This window comes from Streptomyces sp. NPDC002886, assembly GCF_042888445.1.
GTDB lineage: Bacteria > Actinomycetota > Actinomycetes > Streptomycetales > Streptomycetaceae > Streptomyces.
This window is the reverse complement of record NZ_JBIAPV010000004.1, coordinates 884,711-910,444: the sequence shown is the minus strand read 5'-3', so window position 1 is coordinate 910,444 and position 25,734 is coordinate 884,711. Positions and strand designations below refer to the sequence as shown.

General features: G+C 71.9%; 25 protein-coding genes and 1 tRNA gene. 15 read left to right on the top strand and 11 right to left on the bottom strand.

Translation table 11 applies throughout. The features are described from left to right. Positions 1 to 10: 10 nt before the first annotated feature. Both ACFYYB_RS22455 and ACFYYB_RS22450 read right to left on the bottom strand, forming a co-directional pair. Positions 11 to 841, bottom strand: coding sequence for a prepilin peptidase (locus ACFYYB_RS22455; protein WP_389437006.1), 831 nt, complete (start codon positions 839 to 841; stop codon positions 11 to 13). A 145-nt stretch (positions 842 to 986) separates the two neighbouring features. Then, a complete protein-coding gene (locus tag ACFYYB_RS22450; RefSeq protein WP_389437005.1) occupies positions 987 to 1,334 on the bottom strand; it encodes a type IV pilin protein in 348 nt (115 codons plus the stop codon). Positions 1,335 to 1,614: 280 nt separating this feature from the next. On the opposite strand from ACFYYB_RS22450, the gene ACFYYB_RS22445 reads away from it, so the two are divergent. The 6 genes from ACFYYB_RS22445 (at position 1,615) to ACFYYB_RS22420 (ending at position 10,847) form a co-directional block, all read left to right on the top strand. Then, a complete protein-coding gene (locus ACFYYB_RS22445; protein ID WP_389437004.1) occupies positions 1,615 to 3,456 on the top strand; it encodes a GspE/PulE family protein in 1,842 nt (613 codons plus the stop codon). 144 nt (positions 3,457 to 3,600) lie between these two features. Continuing rightward, positions 3,601 to 4,812 (top strand): type II secretion system F family protein, encoded by a 1,212-nt coding sequence (locus ACFYYB_RS22440; protein ID WP_389437002.1) that lies wholly within the window; start codon positions 3,601 to 3,603, stop codon positions 4,810 to 4,812. Further along, positions 4,809 to 5,279, top strand: coding sequence for a prepilin-type N-terminal cleavage/methylation domain-containing protein (locus ACFYYB_RS22435; protein ID WP_389437001.1), 471 nt, complete (start codon positions 4,809 to 4,811; stop codon positions 5,277 to 5,279). The genes ACFYYB_RS22440 and ACFYYB_RS22435 overlap by 4 nt, the downstream gene beginning before the upstream one ends. Then, positions 5,276 to 5,800, top strand: coding sequence for a type II secretion system protein (locus ACFYYB_RS22430; protein ID WP_389437000.1), 525 nt, complete (start codon positions 5,276 to 5,278; stop codon positions 5,798 to 5,800). Before ACFYYB_RS22435 ends, ACFYYB_RS22430 begins: the two co-directional genes overlap by 4 nt. After that, entirely contained in the window at positions 5,797 to 9,750 is a 3,954-nt protein-coding gene (locus ACFYYB_RS22425; protein ID WP_389436998.1) for a hypothetical protein, read from the top strand. Before ACFYYB_RS22430 ends, ACFYYB_RS22425 begins: the two co-directional genes overlap by 4 nt. Beyond that, the gene (locus tag ACFYYB_RS22420) at positions 9,747 to 10,847 is read left to right on the top strand and encodes a type IV pilus twitching motility protein PilT (protein WP_389436997.1); all 1,101 of its coding nucleotides are present in this window, start codon (positions 9,747 to 9,749) and stop codon (positions 10,845 to 10,847) included. The genes ACFYYB_RS22425 and ACFYYB_RS22420 overlap by 4 nt, the downstream gene beginning before the upstream one ends. On the opposite strand, the gene ACFYYB_RS22415 is transcribed toward ACFYYB_RS22420, so the two are convergent. Further along, positions 10,811 to 11,512: an NADPH-dependent F420 reductase gene (locus ACFYYB_RS22415; protein WP_389436996.1), complete on the bottom strand. Its 702-nt coding sequence runs from the start codon at positions 11,510 to 11,512 to the stop codon at positions 10,811 to 10,813. The two genes, ACFYYB_RS22420 and ACFYYB_RS22415, sit on opposite strands and share 37 nt — an antisense overlap. A gap of 76 nt (positions 11,513 to 11,588) precedes the next feature. Here ACFYYB_RS22415 and ACFYYB_RS22410 point away from each other — a divergent pair, with 76 nt between their 5' ends. Continuing rightward, positions 11,589 to 11,939, top strand: coding sequence for a winged helix-turn-helix transcriptional regulator (locus tag ACFYYB_RS22410; RefSeq protein WP_389436995.1), 351 nt, complete (start codon positions 11,589 to 11,591; stop codon positions 11,937 to 11,939). 64 nt (positions 11,940 to 12,003) lie between these two features. Here the strand turns inward: ACFYYB_RS22410 and ACFYYB_RS22405 are convergent, their stop codons facing one another. The 4 genes from ACFYYB_RS22405 to ACFYYB_RS22390 all read right to left on the bottom strand — a co-directional run bounded on the left by ACFYYB_RS22405 (position 12,004) and on the right by ACFYYB_RS22390 (position 14,281). Continuing rightward, the gene (locus tag ACFYYB_RS22405; protein WP_389436994.1) at positions 12,004 to 12,858 is read right to left on the bottom strand and encodes an NmrA family NAD(P)-binding protein; all 855 of its coding nucleotides are present in this window, start codon (positions 12,856 to 12,858) and stop codon (positions 12,004 to 12,006) included. 8 nt (positions 12,859 to 12,866) lie between these two features. Continuing rightward, positions 12,867 to 13,319 (bottom strand): hypothetical protein, encoded by a 453-nt coding sequence (locus ACFYYB_RS22400; RefSeq protein WP_389436993.1) that lies wholly within the window; start codon positions 13,317 to 13,319, stop codon positions 12,867 to 12,869. A 113-nt stretch (positions 13,320 to 13,432) separates the two neighbouring features. Continuing rightward, a complete protein-coding gene (locus ACFYYB_RS22395; RefSeq protein WP_389436992.1) occupies positions 13,433 to 13,954 on the bottom strand; it encodes a MarR family winged helix-turn-helix transcriptional regulator in 522 nt (173 codons plus the stop codon). A 253-nt stretch (positions 13,955 to 14,207) separates the two neighbouring features. After that, positions 14,208 to 14,281: transfer RNA gene (locus ACFYYB_RS22390), tRNA-Met, on the bottom strand. 310 nt (positions 14,282 to 14,591) lie between these two features. On the opposite strand from ACFYYB_RS22390, the gene ACFYYB_RS22385 reads away from it, so the two are divergent. The 8 genes from ACFYYB_RS22385 to ACFYYB_RS22350 all read left to right on the top strand — a co-directional run bounded on the left by ACFYYB_RS22385 (position 14,592) and on the right by ACFYYB_RS22350 (position 21,530). Next, positions 14,592 to 15,455 (top strand): CAP domain-containing protein, encoded by an 864-nt coding sequence (locus ACFYYB_RS22385; RefSeq protein WP_389436990.1) that lies wholly within the window; start codon positions 14,592 to 14,594, stop codon positions 15,453 to 15,455. A gap of 183 nt (positions 15,456 to 15,638) precedes the next feature. After that, positions 15,639 to 16,202 carry a hypothetical protein gene (locus ACFYYB_RS22380; protein ID WP_389436989.1) on the top strand — a complete coding sequence of 188 codons (564 nt, stop codon included), beginning with the start codon at positions 15,639 to 15,641 and terminating at the stop codon, positions 16,200 to 16,202. 286 nt (positions 16,203 to 16,488) lie between these two features. Then, positions 16,489 to 17,283: a thioredoxin family protein gene (locus ACFYYB_RS22375; protein ID WP_389436988.1), complete on the top strand. Its 795-nt coding sequence runs from the start codon at positions 16,489 to 16,491 to the stop codon at positions 17,281 to 17,283. After that, complete coding sequence (locus ACFYYB_RS22370) at positions 17,280 to 17,897, top strand: TlpA disulfide reductase family protein (protein WP_389436987.1); 618 nt, start codon at positions 17,280 to 17,282, stop codon at positions 17,895 to 17,897. Before ACFYYB_RS22375 ends, ACFYYB_RS22370 begins: the two co-directional genes overlap by 4 nt. Next, a complete protein-coding gene (locus tag ACFYYB_RS22365) occupies positions 17,894 to 18,682 on the top strand; it encodes a cytochrome c biogenesis CcdA family protein (protein ID WP_389436986.1) in 789 nt (262 codons plus the stop codon). Before ACFYYB_RS22370 ends, ACFYYB_RS22365 begins: the two co-directional genes overlap by 4 nt. A gap of 47 nt (positions 18,683 to 18,729) precedes the next feature. After that, positions 18,730 to 19,371: a hypothetical protein gene (locus ACFYYB_RS22360; RefSeq protein ID WP_389436985.1), complete on the top strand. Its 642-nt coding sequence runs from the start codon at positions 18,730 to 18,732 to the stop codon at positions 19,369 to 19,371. A 27-nt stretch (positions 19,372 to 19,398) separates the two neighbouring features. Beyond that, complete coding sequence (locus tag ACFYYB_RS22355; protein WP_389436983.1) at positions 19,399 to 20,130, top strand: response regulator transcription factor; 732 nt, start codon at positions 19,399 to 19,401, stop codon at positions 20,128 to 20,130. Further along, entirely contained in the window at positions 20,127 to 21,530 is a 1,404-nt protein-coding gene (locus tag ACFYYB_RS22350; protein ID WP_389436982.1) for an ATP-binding protein, read from the top strand. The genes ACFYYB_RS22355 and ACFYYB_RS22350 overlap by 4 nt, the downstream gene beginning before the upstream one ends. A gap of 55 nt (positions 21,531 to 21,585) precedes the next feature. On the opposite strand, the gene ACFYYB_RS22345 is transcribed toward ACFYYB_RS22350, so the two are convergent. The 4 genes from ACFYYB_RS22345 to ACFYYB_RS22330 all read right to left on the bottom strand — a co-directional run bounded on the left by ACFYYB_RS22345 (position 21,586) and on the right by ACFYYB_RS22330 (position 25,711). Continuing rightward, positions 21,586 to 22,221, bottom strand: coding sequence for a TetR/AcrR family transcriptional regulator (locus tag ACFYYB_RS22345; protein ID WP_389436981.1), 636 nt, complete (start codon positions 22,219 to 22,221; stop codon positions 21,586 to 21,588). A 132-nt stretch (positions 22,222 to 22,353) separates the two neighbouring features. Beyond that, a complete protein-coding gene (locus tag ACFYYB_RS22340) occupies positions 22,354 to 23,214 on the bottom strand; it encodes a 3-hydroxybutyryl-CoA dehydrogenase (protein ID WP_389436980.1) in 861 nt (286 codons plus the stop codon). Positions 23,215 to 23,294: 80 nt separating this feature from the next. Further along, complete coding sequence (locus ACFYYB_RS22335) at positions 23,295 to 24,470, bottom strand: acyl-CoA dehydrogenase family protein (protein ID WP_389436979.1); 1,176 nt, start codon at positions 24,468 to 24,470, stop codon at positions 23,295 to 23,297. Between the two features lie 65 nt (positions 24,471 to 24,535). After that, positions 24,536 to 25,711 (bottom strand): acyl-CoA dehydrogenase family protein, encoded by a 1,176-nt coding sequence (locus tag ACFYYB_RS22330; RefSeq protein ID WP_389436978.1) that lies wholly within the window; start codon positions 25,709 to 25,711, stop codon positions 24,536 to 24,538. Positions 25,712 to 25,734: the final 23 nt, after the last annotated feature.

Genomic DNA, 25,734 nt, shown 5'->3' with positions numbered 1-25,734 from the left:
GCCCCGGTTCTTACGGTCGATGGCCGCCCGTTGTGAGCGACGTACCGATCGTGTTCGCGTACGGGTCACTCAGGCTGTCGTACCAGCGGACGACGGGAGCACCGACGAGGAGGGCGGCGATGGCGCCGCCGGCGAGGATCACGCCGAAGGGGAGGCGGGTCTGGCGGGTCATCCGTCCCGCCGCCATGAGCGCGAGGCCCACCAGCAACCCCGCGAAGCTGCCGGCTACCACCGCGAAGACGAGATGCCAGGGACCGAGCCAGCCCAGCCCCGTCCCGAGCAACCCGGCCAGGCGCACGTCGCCGAAGCCGAGCCAGGCCGGCCGCACCCAGTGCAGGGCGAAGAAGAGGGCGAAGGCGCCCACTGCGCACGCTGCGGTCACGCCGAGCCGGTGCCACTGGCCGGTGGCACCGGCGGCGGTGAGCAGGCAGGCCGCGGTGAGCCCGAGCGTCGGATAGACCAGCCGCAGGGGGAGGAGGAAGAGCTCGGCGTCGCAGGCGGCCAGGGCCAGTAGTCCTGCGGTGAAGACCAGTGCGGCGGGAAGGGTTTCCGACCAGCCGAAGCGCAGTGCCTCGGCGGCGAACAGGAGCCCGGTGAGCGCTTCGACGATCGGGTAGCGCGCGGGAATCGGAATCCGGCAGGCGCGGCAGCGCCGGCCCAGCAGGAGCCAGGACACGACGGGGATGTTGTCCCGGGCCGCGATCGGCGTGGCGCATCCCGGACAGGCGGAGCGGGGCCGCAGGACCGAGCGGCCGGCCGGCACCCGGGAGACGGCGACGTTGAGGAACGATCCGACCGCGAGCCCCAACAGGCCCATAAACACGGCAAATGTGGATGACATGGGCGCAATGGTGCCGTACCGGATGCCGCCCGTCACCACCCGCCCGTCGAGCGGGAGTGGCCAGGCGGCGCTTGCGCTGCCACCTGGCCAACGCGACCGCCCGACGGCCGCCAAGCGGCGTCGGGAGGTGAGGAATCCTCTTGCGTCAGGGGGTCTTGCAGGGGTTCGGCTTGCCGTTGGCGAGCGTGTCCTTCGGCGTCACGACGAACGCGGCGCCGGGGTCCTTGACCTCGTGCCACTCGGAAAGGGTGGACAGGAGCCCGGCCGTCTTGAGCTCCTCCACGGTGCCGTAGGCGTTCTTGTTGAGGAAGTACGCCTCTTCCGCGGTCTGGATCGTGGTCTTGTCGGTCTTGCAGGCCGCGTCCTGGCCCTTGTCGTTGATGCCGCTGACGGAGAAGACGACGATGGCGGCCAGGATGCCGAGGATCACGATGACCACGAGAAGCTCGACGAGCGTGAAGCCGGCTTCCGGGGTCTCGTTCCGTGCGCGCATTCGCTGACGCAACGCGCCTTGCAGGTTTGTGAACATCTTTCTCCATCTACGGCGACCGGTTCAAGAAAAACCGAGCGTTAGTAACTGCTTGATTAATCAGCCGTAGACTACTTAGTGGGTGATGGACTTACAAGGGGCGAATCCACCGACGGGGCCCCGAAGCGGTGCACTGTTGTGCTGTAGTGTTCCGCTGACTAATCAGTGGCTGACGACTGAGGCGATGTGCTTGCCGCAGATGATCGACCGCCGCTGTTCTGGATGGACGAAAGGGGTGGGTTCCTTGGCGAATGGCCGTTTCCTCCGGCGCCGGACGGCGACGACAAGTCCCGCGGGCGAGGAGCACACCCCGCCCGATGGGGCCCTGAGCTCGGCGCCGTCTCCGGCCCCGGCTGACGAACCCGCCCCGGACGCGAAGTCCGCCGCGGCGCAGGCCTCGTCCGAGGGGCAGGAGCGGCCGCGCATCGGGGAACTGCTGCTGCAGCGCGGGCAGCTCACACCGGCGCAGGTGGACGAGGCGCTCCTGCAGCAGTCCGCGTCGGGCAAACGGCTCGGCGCCCTGCTGGTAGAACTCGGCATGGTCGACGAGCGGTCACTGATCGAGGCGCTGTCGGTTCAACTCGGCGTCCCGGTCGCCGACCTGCGCCAGAGCGAGCCGGATCCCGAGGCTGCCGCCCGGGTGCCGGAGGCGCTGGCCCGTTCGCTGGGGGTCGTCGCCGTGCAGCGGTCCGAGGGCGCGCTGCTGATCGCGGCGGGCGACCCCGGTGACCCGCGCGTGCTCGACCAGGTCGGCCGGGCCGTGGCGCCGGACCGGGTGCAGCTGGCGATCGCGGCTCCCTCGGACATCCGGCGCTCGATCGACAGCGCCTACCGGGCGCTGGCCGGCGCCGGCAGCCTGGTCGAGGCCTTCGAGGCGACCGAGACCGGCCGCAACCTCGACTCCGGAGCCAGGGTGGTGAGCGAGGACGCGCCGGTCGTGCACCTGGTCAACCTCATGCTGACCCAGGGCCTGCGCGACCGTGCCTCGGACATCCACATCGAACCGCACGCCGACCGGGTCCGGGTCCGGTACCGCATCGACGGCGCGCTGCACGACGTGCTGAGCCTGCCGGAGAACATGGGCCCGTCCGTGGTCAGCCGGATCAAGATCATGGCCAACATGAACATCGTCGACCGGCGGCGCCCTCAGGACGGGCAGATCGCCACGGAGATCGACGGCAGGTCGGTCGACATCCGGGTCGCGACCACCCCCACCATCTGGGGCGAGAAGGCGGTGCTGCGACTGCTCGACCGGAACCGCACCCTGTTCCGGCTGGCCGAGCTCGGCATGCCCGCGGCCACGTACGAACGGTTCTCTTCCCTGCTCCGCTCCCCGTACGGCATGGTCGCCTGCGCCGGACCGACCGGCAGTGGCAAGACGACCACCCTGTACGCCACGCTCGGTGAGCTCAACCAGAGCGAGCGCAACATCACCACCATCGAAGACCCCGTGGAGTACGTGTTCCCGTCGGTCAACCAGATCCAGATCAACGACCAGGCGGGCATCTCCTTCGCGACCGGGCTGCGCTCGATCCTGCGGCAGGACCCCGACGTGATCCTGATCGGCGAGATCCGGGACGCCGAGACGGCGCGGATCGCGGTCGAATCCGCTCTCACCGGCCACTTCGTCCTGTCATCCATCCACGCCGGCGACGCCTGCTCCGCGCTGCACCGGTTCGCCGACATGGGCATCGAGCCGTTCCTGATCACCTCCACGGTCTCCGGGGTGGTCAGCCAGCGACTGGTGCGGCGGATCTGCGACCAGTGTCGCGAGCCCTACCGGCCGGGCGTGGACGAACTGGCCTTCTTCGCCAAGGCCGGTGGGTCGACCGACGCCGATTTCTGGCAGGGGAGGGGCTGCAACTTCTGCTCCCGGACCGGCTACCAGGACCGGATCGGCGTCTTCGAGCTGCTCGTGATGAGCGACGCGGTCAAGCGGCTGCTCGTCGAGAACGCGTCGATCGACAGCCTGCGCAGGACCGCCCGCGAGGAGCACATGGACAGTCTCCTGGACGGAGGCGTCCGTCTGGTGGAGGAAGGCGTCACGACCATCGCCGAGATCATGTCCAGCGTGTACGTCGTCTAGGCCGTCTCTTTCGGATCTTGCCGGGCCCGCGGCGAATGCCCCGCCCGAAGGCTGACGACGCGGACCTCTGACCACACGAATCTCTGACCATACGAACCTCCGAACACACGAACCGCTGACACTGGAACCCAGGAGAACACCGGCATGGCCACCTTCAAGTACGTCGCGGTCGGCCCGGACGGGAAGCGGGCCACCGGAGTGCTCAAGGGCTCCAGTGTCGACGGCGTGACCGAGAGCCTGACCCGGCAGGGCTACGACGTGCAGTCGGTCAAGGCCGAGGGCCGGAACCTGCTGCAGCTTGAAGTCACCCCGCAAAAAGCCGACTTGGTCGAGCTGAGCAACTTCTCCCGCCAGATGGCCGCCTTCATCAAGGCCGGCGTGCCCATACTGGACGCCCTGGAGATCATCCGCGCCGAGACCAAGGACAAGAAGCTGGGCAAGGTGATCGCCGACGTCATGGACTCGCTGCGGTTCGGCGAAAGTTTCGCCGCGTCGATGGCCGCCCACTCCAAGGCGCTCCCACCCTTCTACATCTCCGTCCTCCGCTCGGCGGAGGCGACCGGTGAACTCGATGTGGTGATGGCCCAGTTGGGCCGCTACATCGAGCGCGATGTCGAGGCCCGGCGCAGCATCCGCTCCGCCCTGACCTATCCGGGCCTGGTGATGGGCCTGGCCCTCGCCGTCGTCCTCGTCCTCGTCCTCTTCGTGCTGCCCCGCTTCAAGGTGTTCTTCGAGTCCTTCAACGCGGAACTGCCCTTGCCGACCCGGATTCTGCTGGGCTTCACCGACTTCGTCACGGCCTGGTACCCGGTCATCGCCGGCGCGCTCGTCGTACTCGTCGCGGCACTGATCGCCGGGTTGCGGACCGAGCGGGGACGGGTGCTGCGCGACCGCTTCCTGCTCGCCATGCCGGTGGTCGGCGACGTGGTCCGCTACATGGTCATCGAACGGTTCTGCCGCATCCTGACCTCGATGATCAAGGCCGGTGTGCCCATCCCGGAGGCGCTCAACCTGGCCGGCTCGGGGGCCAACAACCGGGTGTACGAACGGTCCATCGGGACGGCCCGGACGGAGATGCTCGAAGGCGGCGGCATGTCCCGGCCGATCGCCCGCACCAAGCTGTTCCCCGGAGCGGTCACCCAGATGATGCGCGTGGGGGAAGAGACCGGAACCCTCGACGACCAGCTCGAGAACGTGTCCGACTTCTACGAGAAGGAATTGCAGCACAAACTCAAGCGGCTGACCAGTCTGTTCGAGCCGGCCATGGTGATCATGGTCGGGGTCGTCGTGGGGTTCGTGGCCGTCGCCCTCCTTTCGGCGATCTACGGCGTCTTCAACCAGGTCAGCGTCCAGTGACCGGCCCGGCACACAGCCCGGCACACAGCCCGATACACAGCCCGGAACGCCGCCCGCGCCACCGCCGCGGCGAAGAGGGCGAGACGCTGATCGAGGTCCTCGTCGCCGTGGTGCTCATGGGCGTTGCCTTCGTGGCCATCCTCGGGGGCATGGGCACGGCGATGATCAGCTCGGTCACGCAGGAGAAGGTGACCGGCGCCGACTCGGTCATCCGCAGCGCCGCCGAGAAGGTCGTCAGCGACCCGTACGTGTCCTGCGCCCGTGGCTACGAGACTCCGACCCCGCCGGCCGGGTACACCGTGACCGTCGAGGTCCAGTACTGGGACGGGGTGGGTGCGTTCGGCCAGGACTGCCCGGCGGCCGATACCGGAGTCCAGAAGGTGACGCTCACCGTGCACTCGACCGGCCCGCGCCCCGTAAGGGACGCGACCCTCGAGGTGGTCAAGCGGGAGTCGATGCTGTCATGACGACCCAACAGCCGATCAACCGCTCGGAGTCGGGGTTCACCCTGACCGAACTGCTGGTCACGATCGTCATCATGGGCATCATCGGGGCCCTGCTGCCCCAGGCGATCATCCTCGGGCTGCGGTTCACCGCGGGCACCGGGAAGCGGGTGGCCGCCACCAGCGCTGCCGGCACGCTCAACCGCTACTTCTACGGCGACGTGCACAGCGCGGACAAGGTCACGACCGAGCCCGCGTGCGGGGTAGACGACCTGATCGTCCACCTGAGCCGGCCCGGCACCGACGTCGTCTACACCTACGACCGGGCGACCGGCGACCTCAACCGGGTGACGTGCGCCGACGGAGACGTCGTCACCACCTTGCTGGGCCGGTTCGACAGCACCACATCGACCCATCCGGTGACTCTGAGCTGCGGTGCCGAGACCTCGTGCGCCTCGCCCATGGAGGTAACACTGACCGTGCAGAGCGACCCCGCCGCGCCCCCGCGTGCCCTCACCGCCGTCCGGCGATCGAGCGCGTCATGACCGGCCGCCCGCATCCGCGCCGCCCGATTCCGCGCCACCTGAACCCGCGACGCCCGCGGGGTCCGCGCCGCCCGCGCGGCGACGAACAGGGGGCCACCCTGATCCTCGCGCTGGCCTTCATCGTCGTCTTCAGCCTGGTCGCCGTGTCGGTCCTGTCCTTCGCCGCCACGGGACTGAAAGCCGCGAAGGTGTACGCCGACCAGGGCAAGCAGGGCTACAGCGCGGACGGTGCCACGCAGCTCGCGATCAAGAACTTCTCGCAGGGCAATCCGTGCGCGGACTACACCGCCCCGCCGATCAACGGCCGGCAGATGATCGTCCACTGCGACTCCCTCAACGCGTCTCCCGCGGCCACGCGCGCGACCCAACCGCGTGACGCGCTGAGCAGCTTGGGGAAGGCGGCGAAGGACGGCATCAACGTGACCACGCGCGGCCTGCGCGTGCAGGGCAGCGTGTTCTCCCACGCGAACATCACCACCGGCGCCGGCGCCTCGATGGTCGTGTCGGGCGATGTGTCCGCCCTCGGCGACTGCTCCGGTGCCGTGTCACAGCCCCAACTGCCCCGGACCCAGGCACCGTACGTGCGCGCCTGCGCCAACGACACCCCGCCGGCTCCCGCCGACGAAGCTGTGGGAGGCGACCCCGACTACGCCCCGCCCGCCACGAACGTCCCGGTCCGGCAGACGGCGCCCGCGTGCCCCGCGCCCGGCCCCGGATCCTGGCTGGTGCGGCTGCGGCCCGGCTACTACGACGACGCCCGCGCCCTCACCCGCCTCACGGGTGGCGATTGCCCGAACCACGTCGTGTGGCTTCAGCCGGGCATCTACTACTTCGACTTCACCTTCACCGGCTCCGCCGCGGTCTGGACGGTAGACGACCCCACGGTCAGCGTCGTCGGTGGCACGCAGGCGGGCTGGGATCCCGCGGCTCCGTCCCGCCCGACGGTCCCCAACCCCGGCGGTTGCGCCGCCACACGGCCCGAAGGCGTCGAGGTCATGATGGGCGGCGGCAGCCGGTTTCAGGTCGACCGTGGACACGTCGAACTGTGCGCCCCGGTGACCCCGGGCGCGCAGCAGGTGGCGGTGTACGGGGTCCAGCCGCCGAAGCCGTCCCACACGCTGAAGCCGACAGCGGTGGTCGCGAACACCGGCTTCGCCAACCCGGGCCATGCCCTGACCAGCGGCGAACGGCCGACCCTGCCCGGGTGCGCGCAGCCGACGGGCACTGCGAGCTGCACGGCCGACGCCGTCCTCGACCCGGCGACGCGTCGGTCGGCCTCGATGCAGCTCGCCGGTTTCGCCCCGCGGGTGCCGCCCGGCTCGGTCATCACCCGCGCGACGCTGCGCATCAGGCACGCGGACGAGGGCGGCCTGACCGCCCCCGGCGCGGTGAAGGTCACCACCGCCGTGGGCGGAGAAGCCTGCCGCACCGACGACCTGCCCCGGCACGCGGCGCTCGCCGAGGATGCCCCGATCGACCTGCTGGGCGCGTGCGGGCTCACCGACCCGGCTCGGCTCACCGGCCTGACAGTGACCTACGCCGCCACCCTGGACACCGACGGCGCCAACGCCACGGAACGCCTGGACGGCATCCGGCTGGAGGTCGCGTACCGCACGGCGATCACGTTCAAGCCGACCGCCGTGACCGCATCGACCGGGTTCACCGCTACGGCCGCCCATCCCGACAACGCCCTGGAGATCGGCGAGCAGCCGACATCGTTGCTGGCCGACGCCGATCTGACCAAGGACGCCCCGTCCGCGTCGATCACCCTGGCCGGGTTCAGCCGCTCTTCCTTGCCGCCGGGTTCGACGATCGACTCCGCCGTGCTGCGGGTGGCCCACCGGGAGACCGGCGACGCGGCGGCGCCCAGGATCAACGTCACGCCCGCGGGCGGCGGTGGCAGGTGTACCAACCTGCCGCTCACCGCGCGCGCCGGCCTGGGCGACGACCGCGTCGACCTCAAGGCATGCGGGATCACCGACCCCGCGCAGCTGACCGGCCTGACCGCGACCTACGCCGCCGCACTGAACGCGGACGGCACCGCGGGCGCCAACGCTCTGGATGGCATGTGGCTCGAGATCGTCTACGACCCGCCGCGGCCCCGGCCGGCGACGAGCGCGGAGTCGACAACCTTCAGCCGAGCGGCCGACGCCAAGGCGATAGACGGCGCCGACACGGCCCGCGCCACACTCGACGCGGTCACCACGCCGAGCGCCACGATCGCCCTCGGCGGCTACGACACCCCCGCGGCGGCGCCCGGCTCGGTCCTGGACCGGGCCCTGCTGCACGTGGCGCATCGCGATGACCCCGGGGTGACCGGAGGGTCGTCGCCGACGGTCGCGGTCACCCTGACGGGGCCCGGCATACCCCGCTCCTGCACCACCCCGCAGAAGCTCGCCCCGCACCAGGACGACCTGGCCACCGACACCCTGGACCTGGTCGCCGCCTGCGGACTGACCGACCCCGCCCAGCTGACCGGGCTGGTCGTGACCTACGCCGCCACCCTCGGCGCCGGCAGCACCCGCGCCACCGACCAGCTCGACGGCGTCACCCTGGAGCTGGCCCACCGATCCCCGTTCCCGGTGCGGCCCACCCAGGCGACCAGTACCGCGACGCCCACCGCCGTGGCGTTCCTCGACCCGACGCGCGCGCAGGCGATCGACACCGCCACCGCGACCGCGACGCTTGCCACGGCCACCCCGTCGGCGTCGATCCAGCTCGGCGCGTTCGCGATGCTGCCCCTGTCGGCGGGGGCGGTGATCGACAAGGTCGTGCTGCGCGTATCGCACCAGGCCAACGACACCACCCCGGCACCGCCCGCGCCGACGGAACCGCCCGCGCCGCCCGCGCCACCCGTGCCGCCCGCACCCACGAAGCCACCCACGATCGCGCTGACCGTCTCCGGCACCGGTACCGCCTGCGACGCGAACCACACGCTGACCACCCATGAAGCGGCACTCGGCGTCGACGTGGTCGACCTCGGCGCCTGCGGGGTCACGAGGGGCGACCAGTTGTCCAGCCTCGCCGTCGACTACGCGGCGAACCTGAGCCCGGGCAGCACCGACGCCGCCGCCCGGCTCGACGGAGTCGAGCTCGACATCGTGTTCCGGGCCCCGTCCATCCGGGCCCTGTCCGACTGCCCCACCGAGGACAGCCGTTGCGCGGTGCTGAAGTCCACCGACGACGCCGACACGGCCACACGGCACAGCCGCCTGGTGATCAACGGCACCGTCTACGCGCCGACCGCTGCCGTGGACCTGTCGATGAGTCAGGTCAGCTCGCAGGTCGTCACCCGCGGCATCATCGCCCGGACCATCGATCTCGGCATCAGCCCGACCGCCAGGTACCTCCGCCCCGTGATCGGCGTCCCACCGGAGCCCGTCCTGTTCACCACCTACCCGGCCGTGAGCGCGAAACCGGCGTCGGTCACCGCGCTCACCAGGTTCACCACCCCGGCCCCCGGCGCACCCGTCGACGTCACGGATGCCACCCTCCCCGGCGGTGGTCAGGCATCCCTCACGCTCGGCGGCTACGCCCAGCCGGCACCGGCACCGGCACCGGCAGAGGCACCGGTACCGGCCACGACCGGACCGCTCGACCATGCCGTCCTGCAGGTGGCGCACCACGAGGACGGCGACGTGGAGTCGGTGAAGATGTCGGTGGAGTTCACCGGCAGCACCTGCGCCGGCGTCAACGCACTACCCCTGCCGGTCCATCTCGGCTCGGGCGGTCCGGTGACCGACCGGGTCGACCTGACACCATGCGGCCTGACCCGGGCCTCCCAACTGGCCGGGCTGACCGTGACCTACACCGTCACCGCCGGGGGCGGCGGCGCGACCGAGCACCTCGACGGCACCCGGATCGACCTGCTGTCCGGCCCGCTCGTCCGGGCCGCCGTGTCCTTCGACGGCCACGCCGGCACCGTCAAGCAGTGGACGGTCCTGCCATGAACGAGCACACCACCTTGGAGACCACCATGTCCGGGCCGAATTCCGCGATCATCGACCACCTGCTCGGCGAGCTGTGGGCGCGGCGCGGCAGCGACCTGCTGCTCACCGCCGGATCGGCGCCGTTCCTCCGCGTCGACGGCGCCCTGCGGCCGGTCGAAGGGCCCGCGCTGTCCGAGCCGGAGGTCGACCGCCTGGTGACCGGGGTGCTGGGCAAGGAACTCACGGATCGGTTCCGCCGGGAGAAGCAGGTCGATTTCGCGTTCAGCTGGGGGGAGCGGGCCCGGTTGCGCGGGAACGCCTTCGTGCAGCGCGGCGCGTCGGCGCTGGCCCTGCGGATCATCCCGTTCGACGTGCCGTCGTCCGAGCAGCTCGGGCTCCCCCCGGTCGTCATCGGGTGGGCGGCCAAGCCGCGCGGGTTCGTACTGGTCACGGGACCGACCGGGTCGGGGAAGTCGACGAGCCTGGCGGCCCTCCTCGACCACGTCAACACGCACCGCCCGGTCCACATCCTCACCATCGAGGACCCGATCGAGTACCTGCACCCGCACAAGCGCGCGGCGGTCAACCAGCGCGAGGTCGGCACCGACACCGACTCGTTCCCCGCCGCCCTGCGCGCGGCCCTGCGCGAGGATCCCGACGTCCTGCTCCTCGGCGAGATGCGTGACCCGGAGAGCATCTCCGCGGCCCTGACCATTGCCGAGACCGGGCACTTGGTGTTCGCCACCCTGCACACCAACGACACGTCGCAGACGCTGGACCGCATCGTCGACGTGTTCCCGGCCGAACAACAGCCGCAGATCCGGCTGCAATTGGCGCACACCATGGTGGGCATCCTCAACCAGACGCTCATCCCCAGGGTCGGCGGGGGCCGGGCGCCCGCCTTCGAAGTGCTGGTGGGTACGTCGGCGATCCGCAACCTGATCCGCGAGGGCAAGACCCGCCAGCTCCGCAACATGATCGCGACCGGCCACCGCGACGGCATGCAGACCCTCGAAACCAGCATCAACGCCCTCGTGGCGGCCGGCACCATCGCCTACGAGGAGGCCGTACTGCACACGGCCTACCCGGAGGACATCCAGCGCCCCGGCCGCACCTGACCCGCCGCCCCGCTCTCCGTACTCGGGCCCGCCGCAAAGGCCAACGGCGGCGCGATCGCCCGCACGTCGACCCGCTCCGCCACCCACAGGCCGATGAACAGCGCGGCGGTCGCCTCCAGCAGGCCGGCGCGTTCCAGCCCGCCTCCGGGCACCGGCTCGCAGCCCGCGTCCCGCACCAGCTCGTAGACCCGGGTGAGCGCCGCCTCGTCGTCCCCGCAGACCGGAACCGCGAGGGGCCGACCGTCGAAGACCGGCGGGGTCATCCGCCACACATCCTCGTGACAGAGGTTGAAGGCCTTGACGACGTGCGCACCCGGTGCGGCCGCGGCAAGGCGGCCAGCCGCCGAAGGGCCGCCCTCCGTCAGCAGCCGGAAGCCGGGTCCGACCGGGTTGGCGCAGTCGAGCAGGACCTTCCCGCCCAGCGCCGCCTGGAGTTCCGCGACGACGACCTCCCCCGCGCCGTACGGCAGCGCGGCCAGCACCACCTCACCGAAGCGTCCCGCCGCGTGCGGACTCCCGTGCCCCGCACCGCCCCCGACGCGTCCCGCGAGCCGTCGGGCCTTCGGCTCGTCCCGGCCTCCGATGAACACCTCGTGCCCGGCCCGCACCCAGTGCGTCGCCAGTGCGTCTGCCATGTTCCCCGTCCCCAGCACACCGATCCTCATGGATCCACCCCTCTCCGCGCTTCCTCCGACCGCTTCCGGGACGACAGTAGGAAACCCGTCAGGCACCATGTGGTACGTGACGACCGACGCCCGCCTCGCCGACTGCCGCGCCCGCCTCGCCTTCGACCTGCTCTCCAACACCTGGAACGCCGTACTGCTCTGGGTCCTGCGGGACGGCCCCATGCGTCCCGGCGAACTCCGCGAGCGCATCGGCGGCATCAGCCCCAAGGTCCTCACCGAGACGCTGCGGCGGCTGGAGTTCAGCGGTCTGGTGGAACGACACGCCTTTGCCGAGGCCCCGCCCCGTGTCGAGTACGAACTCACCCCTCTGGGAAGGACGTTGATCGGCCCGATCGGCGCTTTCGGTGTCTGGGCCTTCGAGCACGGCGATGAGGTCATGGCTGCTCAAGAGCGAAACGGCGGGTGAGTTCCGGACCCGCGACGCACGACGGGACAAGGACGGTCCTGTCAGGGGGACGGCGGGGCCGCTCTCAGCGGAACGTGTCGGCGTGTTCCGTCAGGAACGCCTCCAGCCCGCGCGGGGCGCGCCCCAGCAGCCGGGCGACGGTGTCGGTGGGCTGCTCCGGTCGGGTGAGCGCGAGCTGCTGGATCTCGACGATGTGGGCGGCCAGCCAGTCCGGCAGTCCTCGTTGCGTGCTCAGTTGCGCGCGGAACTGCTCCGGCGGCAGGTCGAGGTAGCGCACGGGCCGCCCCCGCAGTCGGGTCAGCAGCGCGGCGAGACGGTCGAAGGAGCAGGTCTCGGCTCCGGTCAACGCGTACGTGTGGCCCGCCAGTTCGGGTCGGGTGAGGACGGCCTTGGCCACCTCGCCGATGTCCCGGCAGTCGACGTAGTTGCACGCGGCCCGGCCCATCGCCCCTACCAGCAGGCCGCCGTGGACCACGCCCGGCCCGAGCAGCAGGAGGTTCTGCATGAACGCGTAGGGGCGCAGGACGGTGGCGGTGATGCCGGCCGTGCGCAGCCGGGACTCGACGGCGTGGTGGCCGCGGGCTATCGCGACCGGGGAGTCCGGCTCGGCGGCGGGGGAAGAGATCTTGACGATGTGCTCGATGCCGACGTCCAGGGCGGCCTCGATGGCCGCGAGCTCGAACTCGACCTGCCGCGGGCCGTTCTCCATGGCGAGGAAGAGCTGGCGGCCGCCGCTGAACGCGGTCCGCAGCGAAACGGGGTCGGCCGCGTCGGCGTACTGGACCTCGGTGGACGGCCCGGCACCGGAGCCGAGGAGGGCCTGCAGTCGCCGCGGGTCGCGGCTGAGGGCCCGGCAGGGCGCCGAGCCGTCGGCCAGACTGCGGACGAGCGCGCCGCCGGTCGCTCCGGTTGCTCCCATGACGATGATCATCGGTTTCCCTTCGAGGGGCGAGTGGTGAACCGGGCGCGCCAGCGCCAGCCCACGATCGTGGCGGCCAGTGCCGCGGAGAGGGGCAGGTCGAGCGAGAGGCGGTCGAGCGCCGCCCCGTGGAGCAGCCCGAGGCCTTCGGGCCGGGCGTGCTGGACGGCGTAGGCGAGGGCGAAGGCGAGAGCGGCCGTGAGGGCGGCCCCCGTCAGGGACAGTGCGGCGCGGCGCGCCCGTCCGGCCGGGCGCCGGCTGCCGAAGAGCTGCAGCCACGTGCCGATGAGAGCGGCCACCACGGCCGAGGTTCCGGCGATCGAGGTGCCGGCGGCCCACAGGAGCCGGCTGTTCCCGCCGATGAGCGCGCCCGCCCCCGCCGACACCGCGGGTGCGACGTAGGCCGTCGCGACCTCGCGCCAGAGTGTGAACGGCCTGCGATCGACTGTCTGTTGGTCCATCTTGGTCATGCAGTCCTCACGGAGCTAAGAGAGTCAGATAATTAGCTGGCTAACTGCATGGGCTGAAAAAGGCCCCCGCCGGCAGGCGGGGGAGCGTGCTACCCGTAGGGTCCCTATTCCTCGACCAGGGCGCCGATGCCCCGCGTGATCCGGTCCAGCAGCTCCAGGAACGTGCCGAGCTCGGCCTCGGTGAGTCCGCCGACCATCGACTCCAGTCGCCGGAAGTGCTCCGGCGCCATGTCCCGCAGGCGCTGGGCGCCGCGCGCCGTCAGCACCACGACCGTTGCCCGACCGTCCTCCCGGGAGGAACGGCGGGCCACCAGCCCTTCCCGTTCCAGTCCGTCCACCAGCCCCGTGACCGTGGCCCGCGATACGCCGAGCCCGGCCGCCAGCTGTGAAGGCGACTTCTCGCCCCCGCAGTCCTCGAGGTCGGCCAGGAGCCGGTAGCGGCCCGTGGAGAGGCCGAACCTGCCGAAGTGCACTTCGGTCGCCTGGCCGAGCCGGGCGCCGGTCGCCATCAGCCGGACGGCGACCAGAACGGCCTGCGGGTCCGCGGTCAGCCCGTAACTCCGGATCTGGCGGGCGGCCTGATCCAGCGTCGGCTGGGCTTGGTGATGATCGGCGTCCTGGGGCATGGAAGTAATATGGCACCTAACTACTGGTGTGGTCAATCGGTTGGGCGCCGTCATGCGCCGGGGATGCCCGCGGTCAGGGTGTGATGAATGCGGGGAACCCGTCGCAGCGGGGGCACTTCTCGTGCCGGGGGGGATGACGGGTTCGGAAGGCAGGGCGCACGAAGGGCGTCAGCGCGTCGCACCTGGGATCGTCCGCGCCGGATACGGCACAAGGGCCCGGATCCTTGGTGAGGATCCGGGCCCTTGTGAGCAGTAGCGGGGACAGGATTTGAACCTGCGACCTCTGGGTTATGAGCCCAGCGAGCTACCGAGCTGCTCCACCCCGCGTCGATGTCTCCACCATACGGCACCTTTGGCCCGGGCTTCGCCAGGTTTTCCCGCCCGACCGGCGCCCGCAAGCGCCCGCAGCGCCGGCAGCCCGGTGATCGCCACCGCCCAGCAGGGCGGCCTGCGGGTCTACGGGGTGGAGGCCCGGCGCCTTCCGGATCACGGCGGCCTCCGGTGCTGCGGCGTTCCTGTGGCGAGTCTGCGGGCTTCCTTAAGGGACCTTGAAGAACGCCCCCGGGCCGCTGTTTTCGCTGGTCATCAACCTAGGCTCGGGGGCCCGTCCCTCCTTTCCCGCAGAGGTGTCACCGGCATGAGCCGCAGCCGAACCCCCGCAGTGCCGTCCCGCGTCGAGACGCGACGGAAGAAGACGGTGCGCACGCGCGTCCTGCTGTCCCTCACCACGGCGGCCGCGGCCGCGGCAGTGGCGGTCGGGGTCGCGGTGGCCGACTCCGACGGCGGCGTACGTGCCCGTGCCGCCGGCCCGAGCTCCGGGACGGTGGGGTCCGCTGGTGAGGGCGCGACGGCAAGCCCCTCTCCGGCCGCCCCCACGGTCTCCGGCGTCGCCGCGTCCGTGACGGGCACGACGCCGTCCGCGACGCCCACCGCGGGTGCCACCGGATCCGCCGTCCCCACGAAGCCGGCGGCGGCGACCCGCCCGACCCCCGCGGCGTCGACCGAGGCCGCCAAGCCCAAGACCCCGACCCGTAAGCCCACCGCGACCACGGGTGGCGGCTCCGGTGGTTCCAGCGGCTCCGGCGGTTCGGGCGGTTCGGGTGGCTCCTCCGGTGCGTCCGGTACGGAGTCCGCGGTCCTGTCCCTGGTCAACAAGGAGCGGGCCGCGGCCGGGTGCCGTGCGCTGACCGTGAACTCCAAGCTGAGCGCCGCGGCGCGGGCCTACAGCGACACCATGGCCCGCAGCGGCGTCATGTCCCACACCGGCCCCGACGGTTCCACCATGACCACCCGCGTGGAAGCCGCCGGATACGGCTGGTCCCGCCTGGGCGAGAACATAGCCCGGGGCCAGGCGGACGCCGCCGCGGTCATGAAGGCATGGATGAACAGCCCCGGTCACAAGGCCAACATCCTCAACTGTGGGTTCAAGGAGATCGGCATAGGTTTCCACAAGGGCGACGGCGGTCCCTGGTGGACGCAGGACTTCGGAACGGCCAGGTAGGAACCCTCACCCGCCCCGCATCCACGGGGCCCGGCACACGACGTCCTCCGACCTGTACGCGGGCCAGGAGGACGTCTGCGTTCCCCCGGCGCGTCCGGTGCCGTCCGGGGGCTCTCCGGCGGGCCGGCTCCCTTGCGGGGGAGGCGGTGACGGGCGGCCGGGCGGGTCCGCCACTATGGGGCCGTGCCCCGAATTCCGCGCTACCTGCTCATATGGCTGTCCTGTACGGCCGCCAGCGTGACCGCCGTACTCGGCACGGTCCAGTTCGTCGTCGGTTCGACCAGGCACACGCCCCCGGTCGCGCGGTCCGCCCCCGTGGTCATCGAGACCCCGCCGGCCTGGACGGCGGCGCCGGACCAGTCACCGAGCCCGCAGTCCCCGGGCGCCACCGCCAGTGGTTCGCCCGTCGCGACCGAGCGGCAGTCACCCCCGGCCTCGCCATCCACGTCCGTGAAGCCCCCGACGGCAACGCCCCGGACGACGGCGGCCAAACCACCCGTCGACTGCAACGGAGGCGGGTTCGGCCTGCACACCGTCCCCTCGGAGGGCGGCAAGGTCACCGTGCGCTACGGCAGCCGCGGCGTGTGCCTGATCTCCGCGGTACCCGGCCGGGGATACAAGGCCGCCACGTCACAGACCGCGGACGACACCCTGACCGTCACGTTCACCGGCGCGGACCATCGCTCGGTGATCACGGCGACCATCACCCCGTCGGCGAAGGCCAGCGTGCGCGAGACGTCCTTCTGATTCCCTTTCCGGGTTTCGCCCCCTTCTGCACGCCTATCCGCCGGGCTCCGGTGAAGCGGAAGGTGAGCTGTTCCTTAGGGGAACCTCAAGATCACGCCCAACCGGTTCCTGCGGCCCCCGGCGGTCATATGCTCGCGTCAGCCGAGCGGCCTTCGGCGCCCGGGCACGACTGCCCGGCAGCCCCGTTGAGTCGCCGTGCCGCCGTGCCGCCGTGCCATCGGCTCCACCGATCCGGAAGGCGTTCCGCGCTTCCGTACTCCGAACCGTGCCCTGGGGTGTCTTCGCCATGTCTTCTCGCATACTCCGACCCGCCCGTGCCACCCGCCGTACGCCGCGCCCGCGCACCGCCGGACCCCTGGGCGTGCGGCTGCCCCTGGTGGCCGCGGCCGTGGTCGCCGCCGCGCTGACCGCGGCGTGCGGTCCGTCCGCCCAGTCCACCGGTGCCGCCGCGCCGCCCACGTCCGGACAGCCGTCGCAGACCCTCGCGGCCGCGACGGAGTCCGCGTCCGCGGAGGCCTCCCCGACCGCGTCCGGCACGCCGTCCGCGCCGCCGTCGGCGTCGGCGTCCGCGTCCGCCGGTACCCCGGCCGGCGCCTCGCCCACCTCCTCGCGCAGCAAGCCCGCCCAGCCCGCCAAGCCCGCCCCCAAGCCGTCCCGCACCACCGCCGCGCCCGCCCCGCCGGCCCGGATACCGGGCCCCGGCTACGACAGTTCGGCCGACGCGCAGAAGCTGATCGACGCGGCGCTGCGCGCGGCCAAGGCCGACGGCCGGATGGTGCTGCTCGACTTCGGCGCCAACTGGTGCGGCAACTGCAAGGCGGCCGACAAGGTGTTCGCCCAGCCCCGGACGGCATCGGTCCTCGGAGCCTCGTACCACCTGGTCAAGGTGGACATCGGCGGGAACAGCTCCGCCAACTCCGCCCTCCTGCGCAAGTACAGCCCCTCGGGCGGGACGTACAAGATGCCCGTCCTGGTCGTGGTCTCGCCGTCCGGCACGGTGCGCACCGACACACACGTCACCGGCAATCCCGCCCTGACCTCGGACGGCATCGGCTCCTTCCTCCGCAAGTGGGCGTCATGAGACGAGCGGTCCCGCGCCGCACCGTCCTGGCCGGCGCCGGCCTCGCGGTCGCCGTCGCCGGCTGCCTCTACGCCGCTGCGGGCCCCACCCACGGAGACGGCGGCGGGGCGCCGCCCGGCCCGGACGGCGCCGCGGTCAGGCCCATGTCCGAGGCCGTGGTCGTGGAGACGGGCGCCCGGCCCCACGCGCCCGTGCTGGCGGGCGCCGACCTGGACGGAAAGCCGCTCGGTCTCACCGAGTTCCGGGGGCAGGTCGTCGTCCTCAACGTCTGGGGATCGTGGTGCGGGCCCTGCCGGGCGGAGGCCGACGACCTGGAACGGCTCAGCGGGCAGACCCGCGCGCAGGGCGTCCGGTTCCTCGGGATCAACACCCGCGACCCGGACCGCGCGGCGGCGCAGTCCTTCGTACGCGCGCACGGCCTGGGGTTCCCGAGCCTCCACGACCCCACCGGCAAGCTCCTGCTCCGCTTCCCGCCCGCACTCCTCAACCCGCAGACCATCCCCTCGACGCTGGTGATCGACCGCCGCGGCCGGATCGCCGTCAGCATCGGGGGAGCGGTCACCGAGGAGGAACTGAGGCCCTTGCTCCTCCGCGTCGCCGAGGAGGCGGCATGACGGGGCTCACCGGCACGGCGACGCTCACCGCCGCCGACGTCGCCCCCTCCCTCCTCCACGGGACGCTGGCCGTGGCCGCCCCCGTGGCGTTCTTCGCGGGACTGGTCTCCTTCCTCTCGCCGTGCGTACTGCCGCTCGTGCCGGGCTACCTCAGCTACGTGACCAGCCTGTCGGTCTCCGACCTGGCGGACGCCCGCGGCGGGCAGCGCAGCCGCATGGCGGCCGGCGCGGCGCTGTTCGTCCTCGGCTTCACGGCCGTACTGGTCTCCGGAGGCGCCCTGTTCGGGTACTTCGGCCGCACCCTGCTGGCCCACCAGGAGGCCGTCACCCGGGTGCTCGGCGTCTTCACGGTGCTGATGGGGCTGTCCTTCATGGGCTTCCTGCCGGGTTTCGCGCAGCGGGAGTTCCGCAGCCACCGGCGGCCCGTGCTCGGCCTCGCGGGCGCGCCGCTGCTGGGGGCGGTGTTCGCGGTCGGGTGGACCCCGTGCATCGGCCCGACACTGGCCGCCGTACAGGCGCTCGCCTGGAGCGAGGCCAGCGCGGCCCGCGGGGCCCTGCTGATGGCGGCCTACTGCCTGGGGCTGGGCCTGCCGTTCCTCCTGGCGGCCCTGGCCTTCCGCCGGGCACTGGGCGCCTTCGGCCTGGTCAAACGGCACTACCAGTGGGTCTTGCGGACCGGCGGCGGAATGCTCGTCCTCGTCGGCGTCCTGCTGGCCACCGGGGTGTGGAACGACCTGGTGTACCGGCTCCAGTCGTGGAGCGCGGCGTTCACCACCGCCGTCTAGAACCGGCCCCGCCCCTGTCCCGTCCTCTCCTCACGAAGGCACAGCCGATGAACGATTCCCCGTACGCGAGGCACTCCCGCAAGGCCGGCGTCGCCGCGGCCCTGGTCACCCTGTTCTCCCTGGGCGCCCTCGCGGCATGCGGCGAGCAGCCCGCCGCGACCGGCTCCGCGACCGGCTCCGCGACCGGCTCCGCGACCGGCTCCGTGACCGGCTCCGTGACCGGCTCCGCGCCCACGACGAGCTTCACCGAGAACGGCGTCACCGTCACGCTCTCCGTCTCCGAGTGGCAACCACCGCGGGCCACCTTGACCGCGGTCTTCACCCCCGAGGAGAAGGGGTTCCACCTCTACAGCACCGATCTGCCGGCCACCGGAATCGAAGGCGTCGGCCGGCCGACCTCGCTGGCCGTCACCGGCGTGCTGCGGGCGGACGGGAAGCTGACGGCCGCGGCGGACGTACGGACGATCAGCGTGCCCGGCGTCGACGCCCCGGTCCCCGTCTACCCGGACGGCCCGGTCACCACCACCCTGCCCGTCCGCCTGGACGGCAACGGGGACGGGACCCTACTGCTCGGGTACGCGAGCTGCAGTGCGCGGGAGGGCTGCACCATTCCGGTCTCCGACCGCCCCGTCCACCTGCACGTCACCGACGAGGGCCCGGCCTTCGGCGACCAAGCCGGCAACCAATAGGAACGAGCGTTCACCTAAGGTGTGCCCATGCCGAGCGTCCTGGTCGTCGAAGACGACCCCAGCATCCGCCAGTCACTCATCGAAGTCCTGGCGGAGCACGGCTATGCCGTACGCAGCGCGGGCGACGGGTTCGGCGCCCTGCGCGAGGTCACCCAGTCACCCGTCGACGCGGTGGTCCTCGACCTGGGGCTGCCCGATCTGGACGGAGGAGACGCATTGCGCATGATCCGGGGCATTTCCTCCGTTCCCGTCCTGGTGGCCACCGCCCGCGACGACGAAGCGGAAATCATCCGGCTCCTCAACGCGGGCGCCGACGACTACCTGGTCAAACCCTTCTCCGGGGGACAGCTCATCGCACGCCTCTCCGCCGTCCTGCGGCGCACCCACCACCTGCCGCCGGCCCATGCCGCGCACGGCGGCGGGGGTGCGCGGCCGGCCCCCGCGGCCGAGCCGCTGCGCCCCACCACCGTGGGCGAGCTGGCGGTGGACCCCGGGGCGCGCACCGCGTACCTGTCGGGCCGCGAACTGCGGCTCACCCGGCGCGAGTTCGACCTCCTGGCCTTCCTCGCCCACCACACCGGCCAGGTCGTCTCCAAACGGCGGCTGCTGACCGAGGTCTGGCGCGAACCCTACGTCGACGACCAGACCGTCGACGTGCACCTGTCCTCGCTGCGCCGAAAGCTCGGCGAACGCGCCGCGGCCCCGCGCTACTTGCTGACCGTCCGCGGTGTCGGCATCAAGCTGGTGGCACCGCGGTGAGACGCTCGCTCGCCGGAGTGGCGCTCGCCGTCACGTCCATGGTCGCCCTCTCCTTCCTCATACCGCTGGCCGCCCTGGTGATGTCGCTCGTCAAGGAGCAGAGCGTCACCGCGGCCGAGCAGCGGGCCGCCGCCCTGGCCCCCGTACTGGCCCTGACCACGGATCCGTCCGCCCTGCGGGAATCCGCAGCCAGCCTGGACGCGGCCGAGTACGTGGTCGTGCACCTGCCGGACGAGCCCGCCCTCGGCACGTCCCGGGCTCCGGCGGCCCTGCTCGAACGGGCCGAGCAGGGCCGCGAGTCCATCTCCCAGCGGATGTCGGGCGGGTGGATCTGCCTGCAGCCGGTCGTACTGCCCGGGGACCAGGTCGCCGTCATCGAGAACTTCGTCCCCGAAGAGGAGCTGACCCGCGGGGTCACCGCCTCCTGGACGGTCATGCTCCTCCTCGCCGTCGGACTGGTCGGCGGGTCCGTCTTGGTCGCCGACCGCCTCGGCGCGAAGGTCGTCAGGTCCTCCAAGAGGCTCGCCCACGCCTCCCAGGCCCTGGGCCGGGGCAACCTGGACGCCCGCGTGGACCCCATGGGGCCCAGGGAACTGCGCGAGGCGGGCATCGCCTTCAACACCATGGCCCACCGGATGACCGAACTGCTCGCCGTCGAACGCGAACTGGTCGCCGACCTGTCCCACCGGCTGCGCACCCCGCTGACCGCCCTGCACCTGGCAACGGAACGCATGGCCGGCTCACCGGAGTCGGCCAGGGTCGAGGCCGCCGTGTGCGCGCTGGAAACGGAACTCCGGGCCATCATCACCGCGGCCCGCACCCCGCTCGCCGTGGGCCCGATGGGGCAGGGCATGCTCGGCCCGGAAACGGGCGGGACACACCGCGCCACGAACCCCGGACCGGCCGGACCCCGCTGCGAGGCCGCGGACGTCGTGCGCCGGCGGACCGCCTTCTGGGCGGTCCTGGCGGAGCAGCAGGACCGCCCCTGCTCCCTCGACCTCACCCAGGAGCCCGCGGCCGTCGGCCTCTCCGAGGACGACGTCGCCGCCGTGGTGGACGCGCTCATCGGCAACGTCTTCCGGCACACCCCGCCCGGCACCGCGTTCGCCGTCCGCGTCGCCCGCACCGCCCAGGCCGTGGAACTGGTCGTGGAGGACGAGGGCCCCGGCATCCCCGAACCGGACCAGGCACTCTCCCGCGGAAGCAGCACCGGCTCCTCGGGGCTCGGCCTCGACATCGCCCGCAGGGCCGGGTCCGTCACCGGCGGCTCGGTGCGCATCGCCCGCGGCCCCCGCGGCGGCGCCCGGATCACCGTGGTCTTCGGCCTGGCCGCACCCCTGCCGTCCGGGCGTGCGTCGCGCGGCTCCCGGCGGCGTACGGGATGGCCGCGCGGCCGGTGAAGGCCGGCTGAGGGCAGCGTCGTCCGACCGCCGGGGAGACCTCGGGCGCGAGCTCTCAGACCGCCGGGGGAACCTCCGGCGCGACCTCGGGGAAGGCGGGGGCGATCCCGAGGGCCGGCGCGATCGCCCGCCAGATCGTCGACTGGGCCGTGGCGAGGTCGATCCGGGGGTCCCCCAGCATCAGCCGGTTGCCGAGGCCGTCGCACAGGGCCAGCACCAGCGTGCCCACCTCGGCGACGTCGCAGTCGGTGAACTCTCCGGAAGCGATGCCCCGTTCCACGACCCCGGCGACCCACGCGTGCAGTTGGTCGTACAGGTCGACGGCGAGGTCCCGGGCCGCCGCGTCGCGCAGGGCGCGCACCCACAGCTCCTGCCAGAGCTTCCAGTCCTGGCGGAGTTCGGCGTCCGTGGGCAGCATGCTGCGTACGATCCGCGCCAGGACGGCGGCGGCCGGGAGCGAGGCGTCCTCGCTGCCGGTGTCCGTGCCGGTCTTGGCGAAGGAGTGCGTCATCGCCTCGGCGAAGAGCTTCTCGCGGGTGTCGAAGTGGTAGTGGAGCAGGGCCTTCGAGACACCCGCGTGCTCGGCGACCTTGCGCATGCTGACGTGTTCGAAGCCGATGTCGGCGATCACTTCGCACGCGGCCGTGAGGATTCGCTCACGCGTTTCGAGTGCCCGCTCGGCCTTGGTCACGTGGGCTGCTCCCCGGGTCGGCACCCGTCGGTCGGGGTGCGTGGGTGGGTGGAAGGGCCCCGGCGGCCCCGCCCGCCGGACCCCCATCCTCGCGCATGGGGCGTTCGGGCTCGGGCCGCCGGGGCACCGCGGTCATGAATAGGTGTGGAAGCCCCGGCCGGTCTTGCGGCCGAGCAGGCCCGCGTCCACCATCCGCGCCAGCAAGGGCGGCGGTGCGTAGAGCGGCTCCCGGTACTCCGCGTACATCGACCGGGAGATCGCCTGGACGGTGTCCAGTCCGATGAGGTCGGCCAGGGCCAGCGGCCCGAGCGGGTGCGCGCAGCCCAGGGTCATGCCCCGGTCGATGTCCTCGGCCGAAGCGGTCCGCGATGCGGCCATCCGGACCGCGGCCAGCAGGTACGGGACGAGGAGCGCGTTCACCACGAACCCCGCCCGGTCCTCGGCGTGGACGACCTGCTTGCCCAGCACGCCGGAGGCGAACTCCCCGGCGCGCCGGACGGTCTCCGCGGAGGTGAGCAGGGAGGGCACCAGCTCGACCAGGGGAAGCACCGGGACGGGATTGAAGAAGTGGAGGCCGACGACCTGCTCCGGCCGGGACGTTGCCGCCGCCAGCCGGATGACCGGGATGGAGGAGGTGTTCGTCGCGAGTACCGCGTCCCCGCGCCCGACGATCCGGTCGAGCCGGGCGAAGACCTCCAGTTTCGCCCGCTCGTCCTCGGCCACCGCTTCGACGACGAGGTCCCGGTCGGTCATCCGGTCCATGTCCGTGGTCATCACGATCAGGCCCAGGGCGGCTTCGCGTTCGGCGACGGTGAGCTTTCCGGCGGCCGTGGCGCGGGCCAGGGAGCGGGTGATCCGCTCCAGGCCGGCGTCCGCGGCCCTCTGGTTCGACTCCACCACCACGACGTCCCGCCCGGCGCGGGCGCAGACCTCGGCGATCCCGGAGCCCATCAGGCCGCACCCCACGATCCCGACGCGTTCGACATCGCTCATCGGTTCTCTCCCTTCGGACCTGTCGGATGCCTCGTGTACGTCGGATGGGCCGGATGCCTCGGATGCCTCGGATGCGGAGGTCACACGGCCGACGGCATCCGCAGCACGCCGGTGCCGCGCTTGACGAGTTCGCCCGCGATGATCAGGCGCTGGATCTCGGAGGTGCCCTCCCAGATCCGGTCCACGCGCAGTTCGCGGTAGAGCCGCTCGACGGGGTACGTGCGGTCGTAGCCGCGGCCTCCGAAGATCTGCAGGCAGCGGTCGATGACCCGGCCGGAGGCCTCGCTCGCCGACAGCTTGGCGATGGCGGCCTTCGCGTGCAGCGTCTTGCGGTCGAGGACGCCTTCGTCGACCTCCCAGGCGACCTGGTGGGTGTAGGCGCGGTTGACGGCGATGTCGACGGCGCAGTCGGCGAGCATGCCCTGGATCAGTTGGAAGTCGGCGATGGGGGAGCCGAACTGGCGGCGTTCGACGGCCCAGTCGCGGGCGAGTTCCAGGGCCCGCTCCGCCGCTCCGATCGTGCGGGCGGCGATCATCAGCCGTTCCTCGGTGAACCAGGAGCGGGTGATGTCGTAGCCGGTGCCCACCTCCCCCAGCACGGCGTCCGCGGGCAGGCGGACATCGGTGAAGGTGAACTCGGGGTGCTCGTAGACGAAGGTGTGCATCCAGCGGGGCACCCGCGTCATCTCGATGCCCGCGGTGTCCTTGTCGACGAGGAACAGGGTCGGTGCCCGCTCCTCCCCGGCGGCGGCGAGCACGATTATGAAGTCGGCGTGGTCGCCGACGGTGACGAACCACTTCTCGCCGTTCAGCACCCAGCCGCCGTCACCGGTCCGCGTCGCCGTGGTCCGCAGGCTCTGGGGGTCGGAGCCCGCCTCGGGCTCGCTCACCGCGTAGCAGTCGCGGCGCTGTCCCCGGATCACCGGGACGAGGTAGCGCTCGCGCTGCTCCGGCGTGCAGAAGGACAGTGCGTTGGCCGGCCGCCACACCATGTCCCACAGGGCGCCGGTGAGCCGGCCGAGTTCGGCCTGGACGGTGACCTGCTCCAGGATGGTCAGGCCGGCGCCGCCCCACTCCACGGGCATGTTGACGGCCTGGAGTCCACTGTCGAGGACGGCGTCGCGGATCTCGGTGTGCGCCTGCGGGGGCAGGCCGTTGTTCTCCTCGCAGTCGAGCTCGTACTTCGTGATGAATTCGGTGAGGGCGCGCGCCGAGTCGCGGAGCTCTTCCTGGCGGGCGGTGAGGCGGAAGTCCATGTGGTGTTCGTCCTCGTGATCGTGATGGCGGTGACGGGGTGGCGGGCGGTGGTGGGGCGGGCCCGTCAGGAGCGGCCGGGCAGCGCGAGTGCCCGCGTACCCCGCTTGACGAGCTCGTTGGCGATGATCAGGCGCTGGATCTCGGAGGTGCCCTCCCAGATCCGGTCGACGCGCAGTTCGCGGTACATCCGCTCGACGGGGTACGAGCGGTCGTAGCCGCGGCCCCCGAAGATCTGTACGCACCGGTCGATGACCCGACCCGCCGCCTCGCTCGCGGCGAGCTTCGCCGTCGACGCCTTGGCGTGCAGGGTCTTGGGGTCGGTGTGCGGCTGGTCGGCCTCCCAGGCGACCTGGTGGGTGTAGGCGCGGTTGACGGCGATGTCGACGGCGCAGTCGGCGAGCATGCCCTGGATCAGCTGGAAGTCGGCGATGGGGGAGCCGAACTGGCGACGGCCGACGGCCCAGTCGCGGGCGAGCTCCAGGGCCCGCTCCGCCGCTCCCACGGTCCGGGCGGCGATCATCAGCCGCTCGTCCGTGAACCACTCCTTCGTCAGCTCGTAGCCGTTGCCGACACCGCCGAGGACGTCCTCGTCGGCGACGAAGACATCGGTGAAGGTGAACTCGGGGTGCCCGTTCACCGCGGAGTGCATGAACCGGGGGACCCGCGTCATCTCGACGCCCGCCGCACCCTTGTCCACGAAGAACAGCGTCGCGGCCCGCTCCGGGCCCGCATCGGCCTGCACCAGCAGGAAATCGGCGATGTCACCGCAGGTCACGAACCACTTCTCGCCGTTGAGCAGCCAGCCGCCCGCGGTGCGGGTCGCCGTACTCGTGCACGAGCCGGGGTCCGAGCCCGCACCCGGTTCGGTGACGGCGAACGCGTCGAACCGCTCGCCCCGGATGACGGGCAGGAGGTACTTCTCGCGCTGCGCCTCGGTGCCGTGGGCGAGGACGTTCGCGGGCCGCCAGGGGATGTCCCAGAGGCAGTTGGTAACCTTGCCGAACTCCTCCTCGACGATGACCTGGTCCAGCAGGGACAGGCCGGCCCCACCCCAGGCGGCGGGCATGTTGATCGCGTAGACGCCGGCGTCCATGGCGGCGCGGGTCAGTTCGCGGACCGTTTCGGCGGGCAGCGGACCGCCCGCTTCCTCGGACTGCTCCTCGTACCCCATCAGGAGGTGTGCGTAGGCGGCGGCGCGGGCCTTGAGGTCGGCCTGCTCGGGCGTGTAGCGGAAGTCCATGGTGTTCTCCGGGGCCTAAGGGG